Annotated in this window: 12 protein-coding genes; 10 read left to right on the top strand and 2 right to left on the bottom strand. The window is 48.3% G+C overall.

Annotated elements, in window-relative coordinates:
* Nucleotides 1-46 precede the first annotated feature (46 nt).
* Nucleotides 47-3,115: an efflux RND transporter permease subunit gene (locus KOG47_RS10080; protein ID WP_215244158.1), complete on the top strand. Its 3,069-nt coding sequence runs from the start codon at nucleotides 47-49 to the stop codon at nucleotides 3,113-3,115.
* A 127-nt stretch (nucleotides 3,116-3,242) separates the two neighbouring features.
* Nucleotides 3,243-3,653 (top strand): hypothetical protein, encoded by a 411-nt coding sequence (locus KOG47_RS10075; protein WP_074037659.1) that lies wholly within the window; start codon nucleotides 3,243-3,245, stop codon nucleotides 3,651-3,653.
* 28 nt (nucleotides 3,654-3,681) lie between these two features.
* Here the strand turns inward: KOG47_RS10075 and KOG47_RS10070 are convergent, their stop codons facing one another.
* Both KOG47_RS10070 and KOG47_RS10065 read right to left on the bottom strand, forming a co-directional pair.
* Nucleotides 3,682-4,068: a hypothetical protein gene (locus KOG47_RS10070; RefSeq protein WP_015880959.1), complete on the bottom strand. Its 387-nt coding sequence runs from the start codon at nucleotides 4,066-4,068 to the stop codon at nucleotides 3,682-3,684.
* A 55-nt stretch (nucleotides 4,069-4,123) separates the two neighbouring features.
* Nucleotides 4,124-4,504, bottom strand: a complete 381-nt coding sequence (locus KOG47_RS10065) for a truncated hemoglobin (protein ID WP_015880960.1) — start codon at nucleotides 4,502-4,504, stop codon at nucleotides 4,124-4,126.
* Nucleotides 4,505-4,662: 158 nt separating this feature from the next.
* Between KOG47_RS10065 and addB the strand changes: the two genes are divergently transcribed.
* From addB to KOG47_RS10025, 8 genes are all read left to right on the top strand, one after another.
* Nucleotides 4,663-8,100 (top strand): helicase-exonuclease AddAB subunit AddB, encoded by a 3,438-nt coding sequence (gene addB / locus KOG47_RS10060; protein WP_214691228.1) that lies wholly within the window; start codon nucleotides 4,663-4,665, stop codon nucleotides 8,098-8,100.
* Nucleotides 8,084-11,695, top strand: a complete 3,612-nt coding sequence (gene addA, locus KOG47_RS10055; protein ID WP_483297345.1) for a helicase-exonuclease AddAB subunit AddA — start codon at nucleotides 8,084-8,086, stop codon at nucleotides 11,693-11,695. Before addB ends, addA begins: the two co-directional genes overlap by 17 nt.
* Nucleotides 11,696-11,864: 169 nt before the next feature.
* Entirely contained in the window at nucleotides 11,865-12,347 is a 483-nt protein-coding gene (locus tag KOG47_RS10050; RefSeq protein WP_074037656.1) for a MarR family winged helix-turn-helix transcriptional regulator, read from the top strand.
* Nucleotides 12,340-14,064, top strand: coding sequence for an ABC transporter ATP-binding protein (locus tag KOG47_RS10045; RefSeq protein WP_215244156.1), 1,725 nt, complete (start codon nucleotides 12,340-12,342; stop codon nucleotides 14,062-14,064). The genes KOG47_RS10050 and KOG47_RS10045 overlap by 8 nt, the downstream gene beginning before the upstream one ends.
* A complete protein-coding gene (locus KOG47_RS10040) occupies nucleotides 14,061-15,932 on the top strand; it encodes an ABC transporter ATP-binding protein (protein WP_078146438.1) in 1,872 nt (623 codons plus the stop codon). Before KOG47_RS10045 ends, KOG47_RS10040 begins: the two co-directional genes overlap by 4 nt.
* 133 nt (nucleotides 15,933-16,065) lie before the next feature.
* Nucleotides 16,066-16,428: a response regulator gene (locus KOG47_RS10035; protein ID WP_015880966.1), complete on the top strand. Its 363-nt coding sequence runs from the start codon at nucleotides 16,066-16,068 to the stop codon at nucleotides 16,426-16,428.
* Nucleotides 16,425-18,983, top strand: coding sequence for a sensor histidine kinase (locus KOG47_RS10030; protein WP_214691225.1), 2,559 nt, complete (start codon nucleotides 16,425-16,427; stop codon nucleotides 18,981-18,983). Before KOG47_RS10035 ends, KOG47_RS10030 begins: the two co-directional genes overlap by 4 nt.
* A 113-nt stretch (nucleotides 18,984-19,096) precedes the next feature.
* Nucleotides 19,097-19,480, top strand: a complete 384-nt coding sequence (locus tag KOG47_RS10025) for a YisL family protein (RefSeq protein ID WP_015880968.1) — start codon at nucleotides 19,097-19,099, stop codon at nucleotides 19,478-19,480.
* The last annotated feature ends 19 nt before the right edge of the window (nucleotides 19,481-19,499 follow it).

Raw genomic sequence — 19,499 nt, 5'->3', positions numbered from 1 at the left:
GATATCATATGTGTATTTGCACATCATCCGAAAGCGAGGGGTTTTTATGTTTTTTGAAAAAATGATTGAGCGAGGGAAACTGGTTATCGTGTTTCTTCTCGTCGCAATCGTCGTGGGTGTGCTGACGTTCTTCCAGCTCCCTAAACGTGAGATTCCTGAAACCGGGATCAATATCGTACTCGTTCAAACACCGTATCCTGGTGCGACAGCGGAAACGGTTGAACGGAATGTTACCGGCGTGTTAGAAGAGGAACTACGTAGTTTAGAAGGAGTAGAGAACGTGACGTCGATTTCGGCTTCAGAGTTCTCGAACATCACGGTCGAGTATGCGGATGGAACCGATCAGGCAGAGTTTCAGGCGAACGTTCGACAAGCGTTGTCGGATGCGACACCTAAACTTCCTGAAAACGCGCTTGCGCCAACGGTCAATGATTCACTCGGGCAGTTACCTGTCGCATCGTATTTATTGACAGCAGACGATCGTGGATCATTTGAGGATGTTCGATCAGACATCGAACAATTAGAGTCGAAACTTTTGCGAACGGATGGCGTGACGGGAGTCACGATCAAAGGGTTACCAGAGCAGGAGTATGTTGTGTCACTTGATTCTGAAGAGCTGAGTTCACGTCAACTTGCCTTTCCTGATGTGTTAACGGCCATTAACGAAGAATACAAGACGACACCGCTCGGACGTCAATCGACTGAAGAGGAGATTTATCAACTAGCAATCGATAACTTGACGAATGTAGACGACATGGAGCAAGTCATCGTCGGCTCATTCAATGGGGCACCTGTCTTACTAGCAGACGTCGGAACGGTCGAAGAGACAGCGAAAAGTGAAACCGATCTCGTTTCATTAGACGGAAAGCCGGCTGTTTCGATTACAGTTCCGATTGAATCAGGCTTGGATATTCCAACGATGCAAGACCGCGTCAATGACGTGGTCGAAACAGAACTTGGAGACTTAGATGGTTTTGAGCTCGTTCCTTATTATGAACAAGCGAAAGCAGTTGATGCGATTTTCTCATCGTTGACTCGTGAATTTATTGTCGCCATTATCGCCGTTATTGCCGTGACGACGATTGGTCTAACATTCTCTGGCTCTATTATCGTCAGTCTGGCAATTCCGTTGTCATTCTTGATCGCCTTGATCCCGTTACAGTTTACTGGGGTCGATTTGAACCAAATCTCGATTATCGGTGCAATCATCGCCTTGGGTATTTTGGTTGATGATGCGATTGTCGTCAACGACAACATCTTACGACGGTATCGGAATGGAGACTCAGCGATGCTTGGGGCAGTACGAGGAACGAAAGAGGTATGGGGCTCGATTGTCACGTCGACACTCGCAGTTGTCTTCGCCTTTTTACCGCTCACCTTGCTGTCGGGCGCAAACGGAAACTTTATTCGCGCCTTACCGACGGTGCTAGCCCTCTCTGTGTTGGCCTCGATGGTCATCAGTTTGACGCTCGTACCGATCGCGCAGTATCGTTTGAATCGTAAAGAAGTGAAAGTATCAAAACGTGAACCAGGTTGGCTCGGTGGACCGCTCAACCGACTCAGTAATTTCTACGCCGACCGCCTTTTACCGAGTGTCGCGAAGCGGCCGTGGACGTTTGGGATTGTTGGATTTGTTATCACGACGGCATTGTACGGTTTGATTTTACTCACGCCGTTTGAATTCTTCCCGGCCGCGAACCGTCCGGAAGTCGTGACCAGCGTGACCTTCCCCGTTCAAACCGATTTGGACGAGACGGAGGCACGTCTTGAAGAAATTGAAGCGAGATTCAAAGAAGAAGAGGGTGTCGTGGAAACATCCGTCTTCGCAGGTGGAGGTCTTCCTGGTTTATTCACAGGTGGACTCGATCAGTCTGGTGAAAATACGGGACAAGTGGTCGTTCGTGTCGACAACGAGTCAATCGATGCCATCGAATTGATTGATAAGTATACAAACGTGTTGCGTGAAGACTATCCAGATGCCGAAATCTTCCTAGATACGCAACAACAAGGACCGCCGGCATCGGCACCTGTCGAATTCACGATGCGGAGCGAGACGATTGATCAGCTCGTGGCTGCACGTGACCAAGTGAAGGCTGACCTTGAAGAGATTGACGAGGCAATCGTCCTCGATAATATTAAAGAACCGTTCCAAACACTCACATACGAATTGAATCGTGAGGAAATGGCACAGGCCGGCGTGACGGCTAAAACAATCAGTGATCAAATTCGTCTCGTCACAGACGGTGTTCCAATTGGTACATTCGATGACGGGGTAGAGCAGCGTGACGTGAAAATCGTCATTGATGCAGAGGCGAACCGCGAAGCACTTGCCCTTGACGAGATTTTAGTTCCTGTCGAAACAGAAGCAGGTCCACCTGTTGCACCACTCAGTACGTTCGTGACGGAGACGACGACGGAACAAATTCAACAGATTCCTCGTGAGAACGGGGAGCGCTCGGTCACACTCCAAATCTATGCAAGCGAAGGCACGGATGAAGAGGCATTTAAACAAGATGTCGAGCAGGTGTTGGATGACGCGAAGTCGGGGTTAGAAGATGAAGGAATCACGTTCGACCAGTCCGGTGCGAGCGACACGCAGAACGAGTTCTTCTTAGAACTTGCGACATTGTTCGTCGTCGTTTTGTTCTTGATTTACTTGATCATCGCATTCCAGTTCAATTCACTCTCGTTGCCGTTACTCGTCTTGTTCACAATCTATCTCGCGATTGCTGGAGCGGTCGTCGGATTGTTCGTGACACAGACACCGTTCAGTTTCATGGCATCGATGGGGATGGTCTCACTTGCGGGAATCGTCGTTCGGAACGCAGTCGTCCTGTTCGAGTTTATCGAACAACGCATTCGTGAAGGATTACCGGTCACGACCGCCGTTTACGAAGCAGGGCGCGCTCGGATCCGTCCGATTCTCTTGACGGCGCTCACGGCAGTCGTTGCCCTCTTGCCAGTCGCACTTGGGGAAGACCCGCTCTTCAAACCGCTTGCGATCGGCATCGTATCGGGTATTCTATTCTCAACTGTGTTGACTCTCGTCCTTGTCCCGGCGTACTACCTGATTTTGGCGAAACGTCGTCATAAGGACAAACCATTTACAGAATGATTTAGCTTGAAGATGTGATGCCGTATGGTGTCACATCTTTTTTTGAACCATTTGTCACATGTTTTGGGTGATGTTGTATGGGTATAATTAGAAGAGAGGTTTTGAACAGTATGGGAGGGAATTGAAGATGAACGATTCATATACTTGGCTCAATCGCCGCAAAGTACGACCAGCGTACAGTGTGACTGGGAGCCGTTCGTGGTCGAGTGAACGCGTCGTCCGACCAGATCGCGCACGTGGGAAGGTGGTACGTGATGTGAAACGTGTACGTCGTCCGTACGTAGACGAATACGGCAATCGTCGCTGGACAACGGGACGTGTGGTCGTCACGGATGCATCACGCAAAGCGCGGGCTCATGGACATGGTGATACAGCCGTACAATTAGAGTTCTCGACACCAACGCCATATGAACGTGTGAAAGAGATGATTCCAACGAAACGTGTTCTCGTTCCGGTCGTTGCTGGACTCGCGGTCGTCGGTGGGATTGCCGGCGTCGCCTATGCACTTCGCAAAAAGAAGCGGAATAAGAAGAACTAAAAAAATCGCCGAAATTTCGGCGATTTTTTTAGTTGAAGCGTTCAGCGAGGATGCGCTCGAGTTCACGTTGACCGAGTTCACGCATTTCTGCTTCATTCTCTTCATCGTATGCATCATCCGAGAAGCGGCCGACAAATTCAACCTTGCCATTACCGAGTTCACGGAACACTAAGTTTTTGCGATCGTTGTAAAAGACGACACGGTATTCACGACCATTTTCATGATCATAGTTGAAGACGCCTTTGATGTGGTCCATGTTCTTCTCTTCCGGCTGATCCTCATCATCGTCCTCATCTTCTTCTGCTTCAGCAGCTTCGTTAGCTTCATCAAGCGCGTCGGCGAGGACTACCGTTTCTTCTTTTTCTTCCGTCTCTTCCTCAGATGAGACGACTTCTTTTTTTTCTTCTTCTGTCATGTGAAACGACCTCCTTTGCTTACTTTCCTATCATACCCACTTTTTATAGTTGTGACTACTCAAAATGATGCGAACAAACACGGACGACATTCGAAGATGACATGATCAACCGTTGAAATAACTGACGTTTGATCGATTCTGGGGCATCCACGGTCTTGAGCGCCTGTTCCATACATCCAAGCCAATGGCCGGCATGTGTCTCAGAAATGGGATGCTCATGATGAATCATCGCCAAGTTTCCACCGCCACGACGTTCCGAATACAACTTTGGACCGCCGAGCAACTGTGTTAAAAATTCAAATTGGTGCTGTTTGACTCGATCTTGATCTTCCGGAAATAGTGGAAGTAAAATTGGATCGGCATAGACGAGGTCATAGAACGCGTCAACGAGTTGTTGTACACCACGTTCGCCTCCAAATTGTTCATAGGCACTCACATATATTCCCCCTCATACGTTCAGTCTAATCGATTTCAATCGAAAAAGGGAATGATGTAGGCTGTTACTTTTTTGGACAAGGTGTAGAAGAGGTTTCCCTCTACAAATGCTTGGGGATGGTTCATAATGAAGAAAAAAGGGAAGGAGTGTTCGCTAAAATGACAGTGACCTTTCACGTTGGTCGATCGGGGACGGGAAAAAGTGAACAAATGATCCATGAGGTCATTCAAGAACTGAAACAAAACCCGAGCGGGCCGACGATTTATGTGATCGTACCGGACCAGATGTCGTTTGAGATGGAAAAGAAAATGGCGACAGTCGATGGTTTGCATGGTTCGACGCGCATTCAAGTCCTTTCGATGCGTCGTCTCGCTTTTTTGATGATGCGAGATGCCGGTGTAGCGACAGATCAATTCTTAGACCAGACGGGGACCCATTTGTTGTTACGAAGGGTCGTCGAGATGAGCGAAGAACGATTGACCTTGTTCCGCCGTACGATGAATCAGTTCGGATTTTATGAAGAATTGAACCAATTAATCTCGATGCTGAAGCGAGGGCTTGTTGAACCGGAGCACTTGTTGCGGTTAAGCGAACAGGCGCAGCACCGTGCTTTGAAGTTACAAGACCTTTCCATCATCTATGAAGGATTTTTAAAGATGACGGAAGGTAAGTCACTTCATGCAGAAGACTATTTCAACGTCATGTTGCAAATCCTTCCGGAAACAGATTTGACGGATGTGCGTGTCTATGTGGACGGATTCAACGAGTTTTCAGAGCAGGAGTTGGCGGTGCTCGTTGCACTTGCAGAGAAGGTCGATGTCGATGTATTGCTGACAATCGATCCTATCTCCTTGTATCGTCTAAATCCATTGTTTGGACCGACGCAGCGGACACTCATGCGTTTCAAAGAACTGTTGACAGAACGGCAGATTCCTTCTCGAGACGAGCTGTATGATACCGTCTATCGTTATACGCATCCGAGTCTCCGTTATCTAGAGGCTACATTCGACCAATTGACGGCGGAACCTTACACTGGTTCAGAGAACCGAATCGATTTACATGCCGCAGTCGACCGAACCGTCGAGGTGGAGGCGGCCGTTCGAGAAGTCATTCGTCTGACACGTGAAGAAGGATATCGTTATCGGGATATCGCACTCGTATCGCGTTCACTCGACGAATATGGTGATTTGGCATCTCAGGCGCTACAAAAGATGGGACTGCCCTATTTCCTTGATGAACGGCAACCAATGCTCGACCACCCGCTTGTCGAACTGTTGAAAGCGACGATTGACATCGCTCTACGTGGATATCGAGAAGAGTCCGTATTCCGTGCCCTTAAAACAGAACTCGTCGTCCTCGATCCGGTACATCGTCGTACGTCCGTTGACCGGCTTGAAGCGTTCGTTATCGAACGGGGGATCAAACATTATCATTGGCACGACGAATGGCAGTTGCGTCGTCGTTCCGGGGAGGAAGCACGCCTCACGAGCGAAGAACTCGATATTGAGGCTGAGCTGAATCGGTCTCGGGAACGTGTTATCGAAACTTTTGATCCATTTCTATCAGATTTAAAACAGGCGAAGACGATGCAGGCTTATACGCACGCCATGTATGCCTTTCTAGAGCGTGTCGGTGTATCAGACTGTCTGACGCACTGGCGCGATGAGGCGATTGAAGAGGCGGAACTACTCGAAGCGCGTGAGCATACTCAAGTATGGGACGCGGTTTTGCACTTGCTCGAGCAGCTAGAAGCCGCAGCTCCGGAAGAGACGTTGTCGACGGACTTATTCCTCCAGATGATGGACACCGGACTAGATAGTCTTCGCTATGCCTTGATCCCACCTTCGCTTGATCAATTGACGATAACGGATTATGTGCGTGGTCGATTGATAGATAAGAAAGTCGTCTTCTTGCTCGGAGCGAATGAAGATCAAATTCCTCTTGTCACGACACAGTCGAAACTGTTGACCGATCAAGATTTGGATTTCATGCATGAGAATGGACTTCGTGCCGGTAAGGCGACAGAGCACTTGTTCGATGATGAAACGTATTACCTATACAAAGCTGTGACGGCACCGAGCGAGCGTTTATACATTAGCTACGCACTAGTCGACAGAACGGGGAAAGCCGTTCAGCCGGCGCGGTTTATCGCTGACTTGAAGGCGCGACTTCACCAAAACGTCATCAAGACTCATTTTGCTGAAGCAGGTGAGCACCGACCACGTGATCAATTCGCCTTCTTGACGAATGTGAATCAGACGGCGGCGGTGACGGCACTTGAACTTCAGCGGTTGAGTCGTCATTATCCGATTCAAGATATGTGGTTTGCTGTCTATAATGAACTGTTGAAGCATCCGGATGGACGGGAACGTCTCCAGTTGTTGACGAGCGCGCTCTTCTATCAAAACATCCCGGAATCGTTGGATGATCGTGTCGCAAAATCCTTATATACTCCGTCGATTCGGGCGAGTGTCTCACGTCTCGAGACATTCCAAGCCTGTCCGTTCAAACATTTCGCAAGTTATGGCTTGCGTCTGAAGGAACGACGGTTGTATCGACTCGAGGCCCCGGATATCGGGAATCTGTATCACCGGACCATCGAACATATGTCGCAGACGGTGAAGATGGACGGAAAGGAATGGCGAGATGTCACTCCTGACGAGTGCTCCCATTTAGCGGAGCAGGCGGTCGAGCTCGTGACCCCAGAGATTCAGCATGCCATCTTGATGAGTTCGAATCGTTACGCCTACTTAAAGAAAAAATTGACGGACGTCGTCAGTAAGACGGCAGAAGTGTTGATTGAACAATCCAAACGAGACGGCTTTGACCCGGAAGCGTTTGAACTCGCGTTCGGCAGCGGACAATTTCCACCCGTTTCGTTCACATTATCGAACGGGGCGACATGTGAACTAGTCGGTCGAATCGACCGTGTGGACACTGCGATGGTCCACGACCAGCTATACGTCCGAATCGTCGACTATAAGTCGAGTAAACGTGAAGTCGACTTTGCAGAAATTTATTACGGTCTGGCGATGCAGATGCTCATCTATTTGAAGGTATTGATTGAGCAGGCAGAGGTGTGGACAAAAGAGAACGTCGCACCTGCTGCGGCGCTCTATTTCCACGTGCACCGACCACTCGTTCCACCTGCTAGTTCTGAAGAAGAAACGCGTCAAAAAGTATTGGAGTCGTATCAGATGCAAGGGCTATTAGTAGATGACCCGGAAATTTTAGAGATGATGGACCGCTCGGCGAAAGGCTCATCCAAAAAATCAATTGTCATTCCGGTCAAATATAAAAAAGATGGTACGCCTGACGCCAACACCTTGAAGAAAATTGTGACGCCCCCTCAACTTGAGCAGTTGATGGACCATGCGTTCGACGTCGTCAAAGCGAGTGCCGAGGAGATGTACAAAGGAAAAATTGACGTAGAACCTTATGAATATAAAGAACGGCGCCCGTGTCAGACGTGTCCGTATCAGAGTGTCTGTCATTTTGACGAAGCGCTCTCGAATGCGCCTCGTAAATTGAAGAAGCTCGAGAAAGAAGAGGTATTTCAGGAGTTAGGAGGCGATGACCGTGAAATGGACGAATGATCAGTTCGCCGCGATTGAAGCAAGAGGGAGTCACGTGCTCGTCTCGGCTGCGGCAGGGTCCGGAAAGACGGCAGTTCTTGTCGAGCGGTTGTCTAGTCGATTGCTTGACGAAACGGATGAACTCACGGCAGACCGGATGCTCGTTGTCACCTTTACGAACGCGGCAGCGGCAGAGATGAAACGACGAATCGCAAAGGCACTTGAAGAGGCGTTGCGCGACGACCCGACAAATGAATATGTCCGAAAACAGCGACAAATGTTGAACCGGGCGCTCATCACGACCATCCATTCATTTTGTCTAGAGGTGATTCGTGAGAACTACTACCTGTTAGATTTGGATCCGGCGTTCAAGATTGCGGAAGAACGAGACCTCGTCCTCTTGCAGGATGACGTCTTAGAAGAAGTGCTTGAGGAAGAGTACGGGAAACAAGATACCGATTTCTTCGCTCTTGTCGATGCGTATACGTCAGACCGGGGTGACAGCGAAATCGAGGATTTGATTCTTGGCTTATATCACTATGCGCGTACTCTCCCAAACCCTGATGCTTATTTAGATCATCTCGTATCCATGTACACGTTCGGAGAAGATCCTGATGAGGAAGCAATCCTGATTGAGTTTGGACAAATGCTGTGGCATGACATCAAAAAAGCCGTACGAGATCTTCGGAAACTTGAAGCGGAGCTTCGGGTCGCTGGGTATGAGCCACAGTCTGAAAACATCCGGCAAGCAATTTTTCCGTTCGAACAACTTGAAGGGGAGACCATTGTCTGGAGTGAACTCGAGACGGCGGCTCGTGCGATGAAGTTTGGCACGATGAAGGCTGTTCCGAAGAAAGAAGAGCACCAGATTTACCACGAGATCCTCAAACCGGCTTACGACCAAGCGAAGAAAAAATTGACAGCAGCGGTCGAACAGGCTCGGGTCAGTGGGGCGGACTTATTAGAGAGCGTCTCGATGCAACAACCGCTCGTTGAAACACTCGTTCGAACCGTCCGTGCGTTCGCCCAAGCCTATGAGCAGGCGAAGCGCGACCGTGCCTTTGTCGACTTCAGTGACTTGGAACATTATGCGCTCGCCATTTTACGACAAGATGGGGGACCGTCCGATGTTGCAGCGCTCTATAAGGAACGTTTCGCTGAGGTACTCGTTGATGAATACCAAGATACGAACGAGATTCAAGAAACAATCATCAACCTGGTCGCAAATGAACGAGAGGAAATCGGGAATTTATTTATGGTGGGCGACATCAAACAATCGATTTATCGATTCCGCCATGCAGAACCGGGTCTTTTCATCGATAAGGCGACACGCTTTAGACAGGCGAACACAGGGAAACGGATTGACCTCTCTCAAAATTTCCGAAGTCGTTCCGAAGTCCTCTACGGGATCAATGATTTGTTCGTCCAGCTCATGGACGAAGAGGTCGGCGAAATCGCATATGATGAGGCGGCACAACTTGTTCCTGGACGTGAGTATGAACCGATTCCGGCGGACCCTGAGTTTATTTTAGTCGATGGCGCGAGTCGTGAGTTATCGAAGCAAGAAGTAGAAGGGCGGGCGATCGCTACTCGCATCTTAGAACTCGTATCGGGAGACGAACCGTTTAAAGTGACGGATGAATCAACTGGTCAACTCCGAAACTGTGAATATCGGGATATCGTGATTCTCGTTCGTTCGAAAAAAGAACGTGTGGAGCAATTGATGGACATTTTGACACAGTACAATATTCCGGCCTACACCGACTCGGATGGCGGGTATTTTCAAGCGACCGAGATTCGGATGATCCTGGCACTTTTGAAAGTGATTGATAATCCACTTCAAGACATCCCACTTGCCGGTGCGCTGCGCTCCCCGATGTTCCGTTTTGATGATAGCGAGTTGGCACGGATTCGACTTGAATCAGAAGATTCTTTCTATGAGGCGCTCAAGGCGAAAGCGGATGACGATGATGAGCTTGGCGTAAAATGTGGCGAGATGCTTGACCGCCTCTCCCGTTGGCGTACTTATGCACGAAATCATAGCCTGTCGGAATTGATTCAACAGTTATTCAATGACACCGGGTTTTATGACTTCTCAGGGGGATTACCTGGAGGAAAAGGGCGGCAGGAAAACTTGAAGGCACTTTATGACCGGGCCCTAGCCTATGAGCGTAGTGGCTATCGAGGTCTTTATCGCTTCTTACGTGTGATGGACCGACTACAGGATACTGGTGAAGATTTGTCAGAGGCGCGGTCGCTCGGGGACGAGGAAAACGTCGTTCGTATCATGACCGTGCACAAGTCGAAAGGACTTGAGTTTCCGGTCACGATTGTTGCCCAACTCGGAAAACAATTTAATAAACGCGATCAAATGCAACGTGTCATTTTCCACAAACAGTACGGCATCTCACTCGATGCGATTGACGTCGTGACACGTACGAAATCGGAGACGTTCGTGAAAGAGATGATTCGACGAGATTTAGATGCGACGATGAAAGCAGAAGAGATGCGCGTGCTTTACGTGGCCTTGACACGTGCGAAAGAAAAATTGATTCTCGTGGGAACGGTAGGCGAACCACTCAAACACCTTCAGCAGTGGCTTCAGGTCGGTCAATCTGGAGGTTTATTGGCGAGTGAGGCGAGGCGAGAGGCAAAAACGTATCTCGATTGGATTGCACCGGCGCTTTTACGCCTTCCGAGTGCCACTTCGTTTATCGAATCATTCGGCTTCACGGTTCCCTCTACTTTCCAAGAATCGACTTCATGGATTTATCGTGTCATCGGAGAAGCGGACCTTGCGGAGATTGCGACTCTACAAGAGATGATGGCACAGTTGCACCACGTCCAACGATTTGAAGCAATCGATTTTCCGATTCAAAATGAAGAAGAGACGATTCGTGCCGTACAACAAGCTTTGACCTACGAATACCCTGCACAGGATGCGGTACGTACGGCGGCGAAACAGACGGTGACCGAACTGAAGCGGGCGATGCAACTCGAACAGGCCGCTTTCGAAGATCCGGTACGTCCGGTCGATACCCCTTATCGGGAACCGAAATGGCGTCAAGTCAAACAGACCGGTGCGGAACGCGGGACGACGTTACACTTGATTTTCCAACTGGCTGACCCGAACCAACCGATTGTCGACCAAATCAATCAATGGGAAATGCAAGGGATGCTCAGTCCGATCGAGGCAGAGACGGCACGCCTCGCCATCCCGGATATCGAGATGTTTTTCCAAACAGAAGTCGGTCAAGCGCTCGCTGGTGCACTAGAGCGAGGGACGGCATGGCGAGAGCTACCTTTCACCTACACGGTGCCGGCCGAACGCGTCAATCCGGATGGACACTTTACGGATGAGCATGTCTTGATCCAAGGGATTATCGATTGTCTGTATTTCGATGGGGATTCGTATGTGCTTCTCGATTATAAATCGGATGCTGTCACGCATCTATCCGATTCCCGGGAAGAGGCACATGAGCGATTGCGAGATCGATATGCGATTCAACTACAATTATATCGAGAGGCGATTGAGACGATCTGGAATATTCGGGTCGAGCGAACTTTGATTTATTCGCTTGATCTGCAGGAAATCGTGACCATGTCGACTAAATAAATGTGAATAAATGAAGAGCGATGTCAGCTATAGGACATCGCTCTTTTTCTATGTGCAAATTCACATTCGATTTCGTTGACAATCGAGTTGGAGAGGAGTAATTTATTTTATATAAAGAATTGTTCCGTTTAGAACAATTCGATTCGGAACGATAAAGGAGTGAATAAGAATGACCGAGACAAATACAAATCGGGCACGGGAGATGATGCAATCATTTTGGCGTGTGCAGCGTGTCCTGATTCGTCTCATGCATCAGACGGCGCAACAAAACGATCTCACATTACCTCAACTGCACGGTCTGATGATGTTGAATGAACAGGGTGCGATTACGCAAAAGGAACTGGTTCAGCGAACGAGAATGCCAAAGAGCACGTTAAGTCAATCATTAGATGGTCTCGTGGAGAAAGGATTGATTCGTCGGGATATCAACCCGGATAATCGGCGAGAAGTTGTGTTGACCATTGACCAATCAGGTAAACGCTTGATTGAGGAGATTGAGCGACAAGAAGAAGGGACGGAATATCAATTGAATCAAATTTTGTCTCGTCTCGATCAGGATACGTATCATCATATGCTTACAGCCCATCAACATATTGCGGATGGATTGAATGAAGGGCTCACAGATTGTGAAGGAGTGTGTCGACATGATTAAGTTATTGAAACGTCTCGTTACTTATAAATGGGCTGTTCTGATGGTTTTATTGTTTGTGTTCGCGCAGTCGTTAGCAGATTTATTTTTACCGACGTTGATGGCGGACATTATCGATAATGGGGTCGTGACGGGCGATACCGGCTACATTTGGCAAATGGGCGGAATCATGCTTGGTGTGACGGGACTTGGAGCACTTGCTGCTATTGTGGCCAGTTTTTATTCTTCAAAGGCGGCGATGGGATTTGGTCGTGACTTACGAAGACGTGTGTTCAATCATGTGGAACGCTTCTCGCTTGAAGAGTTCGATCGTGTCGGGACGGCTTCGCTCATCACAAGGACGACAAACGACATCACGCAAGTGCAACAGGTCATCATCATGATGCTACGAATGGTTGTGAGTGCGCCGATCATGTTTGTCGGTGGATTGATCATGGCGACCTCGAAGGATGCGACGTTGTCTCTTGTCATTGTTGCCGCAATGCCGGTACTCGTCATCTCGATTTTCCTCATTTTTTGGAAGGCGATGCCGTTGTTTAAAAAGGTACAGAATCGATTGGATCGGCTCAATCTTGTTCTCCGAGAAAATCTGACGGGTATCCGTGTCATCCGAGCTTTCAACCGTGAAAAAGAAGAACAGGTTCGATTGACGAAAGCGAATGAACGGTTGACGGACGTATCAATCAAAGTGAACCAAATCATGGCGTTCCTCATGCCGGTCATGATGCTCGTGATGAACTTGACGGTTGTCGGCGTCATTTGGTTCGGAGGGATTCGGATTGATAACGGTGCGATGCAAATCGGAGATTTGATGGCGTTCATTCAATACGTCATGCAAATCATGTTCGCGCTCGTCATGGCATCAGTCATGTTCATCATGGTTCCTCGGGCCTCTGTGTCTGCCAACCGGATCAACGAAGTGCTCGAAATGAAACCTTCACTGATTGATGACGGGACAAAGACTGCGGACATTGAGCAAGGGACACTCGTATTTGATCACGTGACCTTCTATTATCCGGGTGCTGAAGAACCAGCGCTATCCGATGTGAGTTTTTCAGCGAATCCAGGTGAGGTCACAGCGGTGATTGGGGGTACGGGGTCAGGTAAATCGACACTCGTCAATCTGATTCCAAGATTTTACGATGTGACGTCGGGGACAATTCGCGTGAATGGTGTTGATGTCCAAGCAGTTCCACAAGAGGCACTTCGTTCGAAAATCGGGTTCGTTCCACAAAAGGCGTTGCTGTTCACAGGTACGATTGCTGAGAACATTCGATATGGGAAGACCGAGGCAACAGTGGAAGAAGTCGTTCATGCCGCATCCATCGCGCAGGCAAGTGACTTTATCGAGAAGATGCCAGACCGATATGAGGCTGTGATCGAACAAGGTGGGTCAAACGTGTCGGGTGGTCAAAAACAGCGTCTGTCGATTGCGCGAGCTCTCGTTCGGAAACCGGATTTATATGTATTCGACGACAGTTTCTCGGCACTTGATTTTAAAACGGATGCCGCCCTTCGCAAAGCGTTAAAAGAAGAAACGAAAGATGCGACGGTACTGATTGTTGCACAACGTGTCAGCACGATCATGGACGCCGACCGAATCATCGTTCTAGAAGATGGAGCCGTTGCCGGAGTCGGGACACATGAGGAATTATTTGCGACGAATGCGGTCTATCAAGAAATCGTGAAATCGCAATTGTCTGAGGAGGAAATCGCATGAGTGAGAAACAAGCAAATACGCGACAAACTCATGGGGGACACGGCGGTCCAGGAGGTCCGGGCGGTGGAAATATGATGATGATGGGCGAAAAGCCAAAAGCATTCAAAGTCACGTTCCGTCGTTTGCTTGCCTATTTGAAACCACGGCGAAACACGTTGATTGCTGTGTTTGTCGCGGCGATTTTAAGTACAATCTTTATGATTGCCGGTCCGAAAATCATGGGAATCGCCATCACCGAACTGTTTGAAGGGGCATATGCGAAGTTTACAGGTGTGCCAGGGGCAGAAATTGATTTCACGAGAATCGGACAAATTTTGTCGCTCCTCGCTGGCCTTTACGTCATCAGTAGTCTATTCAACTACGTGCAACAATATTTGATGTCCGGTGTTGCCCAAAAAACGGTCTATGATTTGCGCGAAGACGTGAACAAAAAGTTAGAACGACTTCCGCTCAAGTATTATGACGGACGCTCGAACGGGGAGACATTGAGCCGGGTGACGAATGACATCGACTTGATTGGGAGTACGCTACAACAGAGTGTCACGTCATTCATTACTTCCATCGTCACCATCATTGGGATTTTGATTATGATGCTGTCGATCAGTCCTCTGTTGACGGTTATCTCTCTTGTGTCCCTTCCGCTCACGATCTTTGCGATTCGTCCGATTTTGAAACGGTCGCAACAATATTTTTCCGATCAACAGCGTCACCTTGGACGACTGAACGGCCATGTGGAAGAAATGTATACAGGGCACGCGGTCGTCAAAGCGTTTGGTCGGGAAGAGACAGCTGTGCGTGAGTTTGACGATGTGAATGAGGAGCTTTACGATGCAGGACGGAAAGCGCAATTCATTTCCGGAATCATCATGCCGATGACGATGTTCATCGGGAACATCAGCTATGTATTGATTAGTGTCGTCGGCGGTATTTTGGTCACGCAGCGCAGCATCTCCATCGGGGACATTCAAGCGTTTATCACATATACACGTCAGTTCACCCAACCAATCACCCAGACAGCGAATATCGCAAACATCGTCCAGTCGACGGTTGCCGCGGCGGAACGTGTATTTGAACTGCTGGATGAAGAAGAAGAAGTGAAAGATGTGACGACCTATCAATTAGAACGTGCCGAAGGAAATGTCACGTTCCGTCATGTCGATTTCGGATACGGCGACGACCTACTCATTCAAGATATGAATCTCGATGTGTTGACGGGCCAAACGGTGGCCATCGTCGGTCCGACAGGCGCCGGCAAAACGACGTTGATTAATCTCCTCATGCGTTTTTATGAGTTGAATGGTGGAGAGATATTCATCGATGGGAAAGACTCGCGTAAAATGTCGAGACAAGATTTGCGACATACGTTCGGAATGGTCTTACAGGACACGTGGCTATTCAACGGGACGATTCGTGATAACATCGCCTATGGGAAAACGGGTGCGACTGAGACGGAAATCGTCAACGCGGCGAAAACGGCGCATGCGGATGCATTCATTCGAACATTGCCAGACGGATACGACACCGTGTTGAATGAAGAGGCCAATAACATTTCACAAGGTCAAAAACAGTTACTGACGATTGCGCGAGCAGTATTGGCGAACCCACCGATTATGATTTTAGACGAAGCAACGTCGAGTGTGGATACGCGTACTGAGATTTTGATTCAACAGGCGATGAAACGGCTGATGAACGGGCGGACGAGTTTCGTCATCGCTCACCGTTTATCGACCATCAAAGATGCGGATTTGATTTTGGTTATGGACCAAGGTCGGGTCATTGAGCAAGGAACACATGAATCGCTTCTTGAAGCTGGTGGTTTTTATGAAGAACTTTACAATAGTCAGTTCGCTGAAAAAGAAGTCGTATAACTAGAATACAGGTTTTGGGGCAATGTGATTAGGCAAAAGACGTACGAGGTGAGTTTCGTACGTCTTTTTATTTTGTGTAACAATTACAAATCCGTTAAAATAAAAAAATGGGATAAAAAATGGAGGAACAATTATGGTTAAAATCTTACTTGCGGAAGACGAAGAAGTGCTACGCATGCTTGTTATGGATACATTAGAAGATGAAGGATATGACATCGACGAGGCACAAGATGGAATTGAGGCCTATCGATTGATTGAAGAAAATGAATATGATTTGGTCATTGTGGATCATATGATGCCCGGCATGACAGGGCTTGAAGTGATTGAAAAAGTACGGAAGTTACCAGGGCGGCAAGAGACGAAAGTGATGATGTTGACGGCGAAAAGCCAACAATCTGACCGTGATTGCGCGAACGAGATTGGTGTCGACTACTTCATTTCTAAACCGTTCAGCCCACTTGAACTCGTCAAAATCATAGGAGGCATCGTGAAGTGAAAAGGTGGTTTAAACAAAAACTCGGACGCGACATCATGGTCGTCCTTTATTCCTTCCTCGTCATTGCGTTGGTCGGATCGGCATTGACATATGTCTACATCGAGAACCGCTTAGAGGCGAATGAAGCGAGATTACGTCAGTTAGACGAACGCGTTAACCGTTTGACTACGCTTTGGGATGAGTGGCAGGCTGACCAATATGATACACGAGGCTATCTCTTGTTCGGTGACACCGCGTCGCTCGAACGTTCAAGTGCGAACGAGGCGAAGTTTCAACAAGAAATCAATTGGTTCAAAACACAAGTCCAGACGCGTCAAGGTGAGCTGTTCGCAGAAGATCTTCAGCAGTTCCACGACTTTTACTATGATGTGATCATTCCGGTGACGTATGAATATGCCCAAGCGCAACAAGATGGGGAAGTCACAGAGACGTTTATCGATGCTCAAACGATTGCCGAGTTGCCGACGGCTCAGCGCTTGATTGATCAAGGACTCGTCCAATTTAATCCACAACGTGGAATCGACATCCTCGGACCGATTGATGAGGTAGAGTCTGCCCTCGGAGAATATCGTGAGTTGATGGCATCTGAAAAAGAGGCCGTCTACGCTGAATGGCGACAGAACAACAATATGCTTCAATTCTTGTGGATCATGAGCATCGCCTCGTTCGCCGTATTGATCTTATTGTTTGTCCAGCCGTTCCTACGCCGTCAAACACGTTTGATTTCACGACTTTCCATCGCATCGAACCGCTTGTTAAAAGGGGAAATCGTTGATTTGAGCGATCAGATGAAACGAGAAGATGAGATTGGGACGATGTCTCGATCGTTCCATAAGATGGCTGAGACACTTCGTGACAACGAACGTCATTTGATTGAGAAGAACCACGAACTACAGGCGCAACAAGAAGAATTGATTGCCCAACAAGAAGAATTGCAGGCACAGCAACAAGAACTAGAAGAAATTTTAGAACAGACGCAACAAAACGAGCAACACCTCGCGTATCGGAATGAATTGACGGAGACGTTAGCGTCACGCGATTCGCTTACGGCCTATCCGGAAATCATTGAGAAACTGGTCACGATTACAGATTCAGAGGTCGGTGCACTCGTTTTCGTGGATGAAGCGGGTACGTATCGCGTGACGAGCCACGGCTTGAACGATACGTTGTCTCGTCAGTTGCTCGATAGCGAAAATTCCGTATTGACGCGCGCGATGACATTGAAGACGACGGTACACTCGTCGAAACAAGTCGCGAGCGACCATCCGCTCCCGTATCCGTACTATATGTTTGAGACGGCGGTACCGGTCCATGACCCGACAGATGATTCAATCATTGCCTTCATCTATCTGGTCCGATACAAAGATCGTTTCACCCAAACCCAGATGGGCGACATCATGTCATTCGCTCGTCAGCTCTCGCTTTCTCTCTTACGGATGCGTCTATTTGAAGAGATGAAACGTGAGAAAGGAAAGACGGAGCGAATTCTCGATTCGATTCGAGAAGCGGTCGTCTACATCGACCACTCGACGAATGACGTGTTCGTCAACCGTCCACTCTATGAGATGTTCCCTGAGTTAAGTGACGTCAGTTCACAAGACCTTGAAGAAGAAACGTGGGAAGAATGGCGGAATCGTCTTGTTGAAACGGTCGATCAAGCGGAGGACTTTACGAAGTATACGAATCGCCTGTTCACCGAAGATTTCCCACATGACAGTGTAAGCTTCTCGATTCGTAAGGGCGAAATGAACTTGCAGATGTATGCAGAGCGCATCATTGTCGGCGGACTTTCAAAAGGTACGCTTCTCGTCTTCCGAGATATCACGAGTGAGACAGAGGCGGAGCGATTGAAGAGTGAGTTTATCTCAACCATCTCGCATGAACTGCGTACGCCGCTCTCGTCCATCTATGGATTCACGGAATTGATGGTCAAAAAACAGTTGCCGAATGAAAAACAAGCTAAATACTTGGAGACCATTCACTCCGAGACGGAGCGTCTGACACATCTCGTCAACGACTTCCTCGATGTGCAACGAATGGAATCCGGTAGTCAAATGTATGACCGGGAACAGCTTGATATCGAGCCGGTCGTCCGAGACATGTTGACGTTCTATGAGGCATCGTCGTTGAAACATGAATTCGAATTGATTGCAGATGATGCACGTCCATATGAATTATTCGTCGACTGCCAGAAGTTCAAACAGTTGATGAGTAATCTATTGTCGAACGCCGTGAAGTATTCTCCAAGAGGTGGAAAAATCACGGTCGAACTTGCGCATCACGAGCAAATCGTGTCCATTAAAGTGAAGGACGAAGGAATCGGGATTCCAAGTGACGCGCTCGATCGCTTATTTGATAAGTTTTATCGTGTCGACAACTCCGACAGTCGTGAAATCGGCGGTACGGGACTCGGATTACCGATTTGTCAGGAAATCGTCCGTGGTCACAACGGCCAAATCCATGTAGAATCGATTCAGCATGAGGGCTCGACGTTCATCGTTGAAATCCCAAGCTATGAGTACGCTGTCCAAGAGGCAGAGACGACTCCTGTATAATGTATGGGCCATCCCTTGAGGATGGCTCATTTTTTAGAATCGTTCGCTTGACCAATCGGGAGAGAGTTCGTGTACAATGAAGACTGTACAACATCATAAAGGGGGGCATTTGAATGCCACTGATTGCATTCTTGCACACGCACGTTACGAGCTGGATTTTGTTACTTATTTTGTTTGCCGTGGCCTATATCGGTTATAAGAACGGCAACAAGAGTGGAAAGATCGCACATATGGCGTTTCGACTCATGTTACTCATCGCATTCGGAACAGGACTTTATCTCTACCTTCAGTTGAATGGTGGCGGGACATTCTATCACGTGAAAATCACGGTCGGTTTATTAACTTTGATCTTCGGTGAGATGACGCTCGTCAAAGTCAAAAAGAAAAAACCGTCAAACGGACTATTTGGCGGGTTTATCGTCTTGGCACTCATTACGATTTTCATCGGCTATGCATTGCCTTATGGACAATCTTTCTTCAACAGCTTTATTCAATAAGACGTTCCCACTTCGCACA

It is taken from the genome of Exiguobacterium sp. s121 (genome assembly GCF_018617245.1).
In the GTDB taxonomy this organism is placed as follows: Bacteria; Bacillota; Bacilli; order Exiguobacteriales; family Exiguobacteriaceae; genus Exiguobacterium; species Exiguobacterium profundum.
This window is presented reverse-complemented; position numbering and strand designations above follow the sequence as displayed.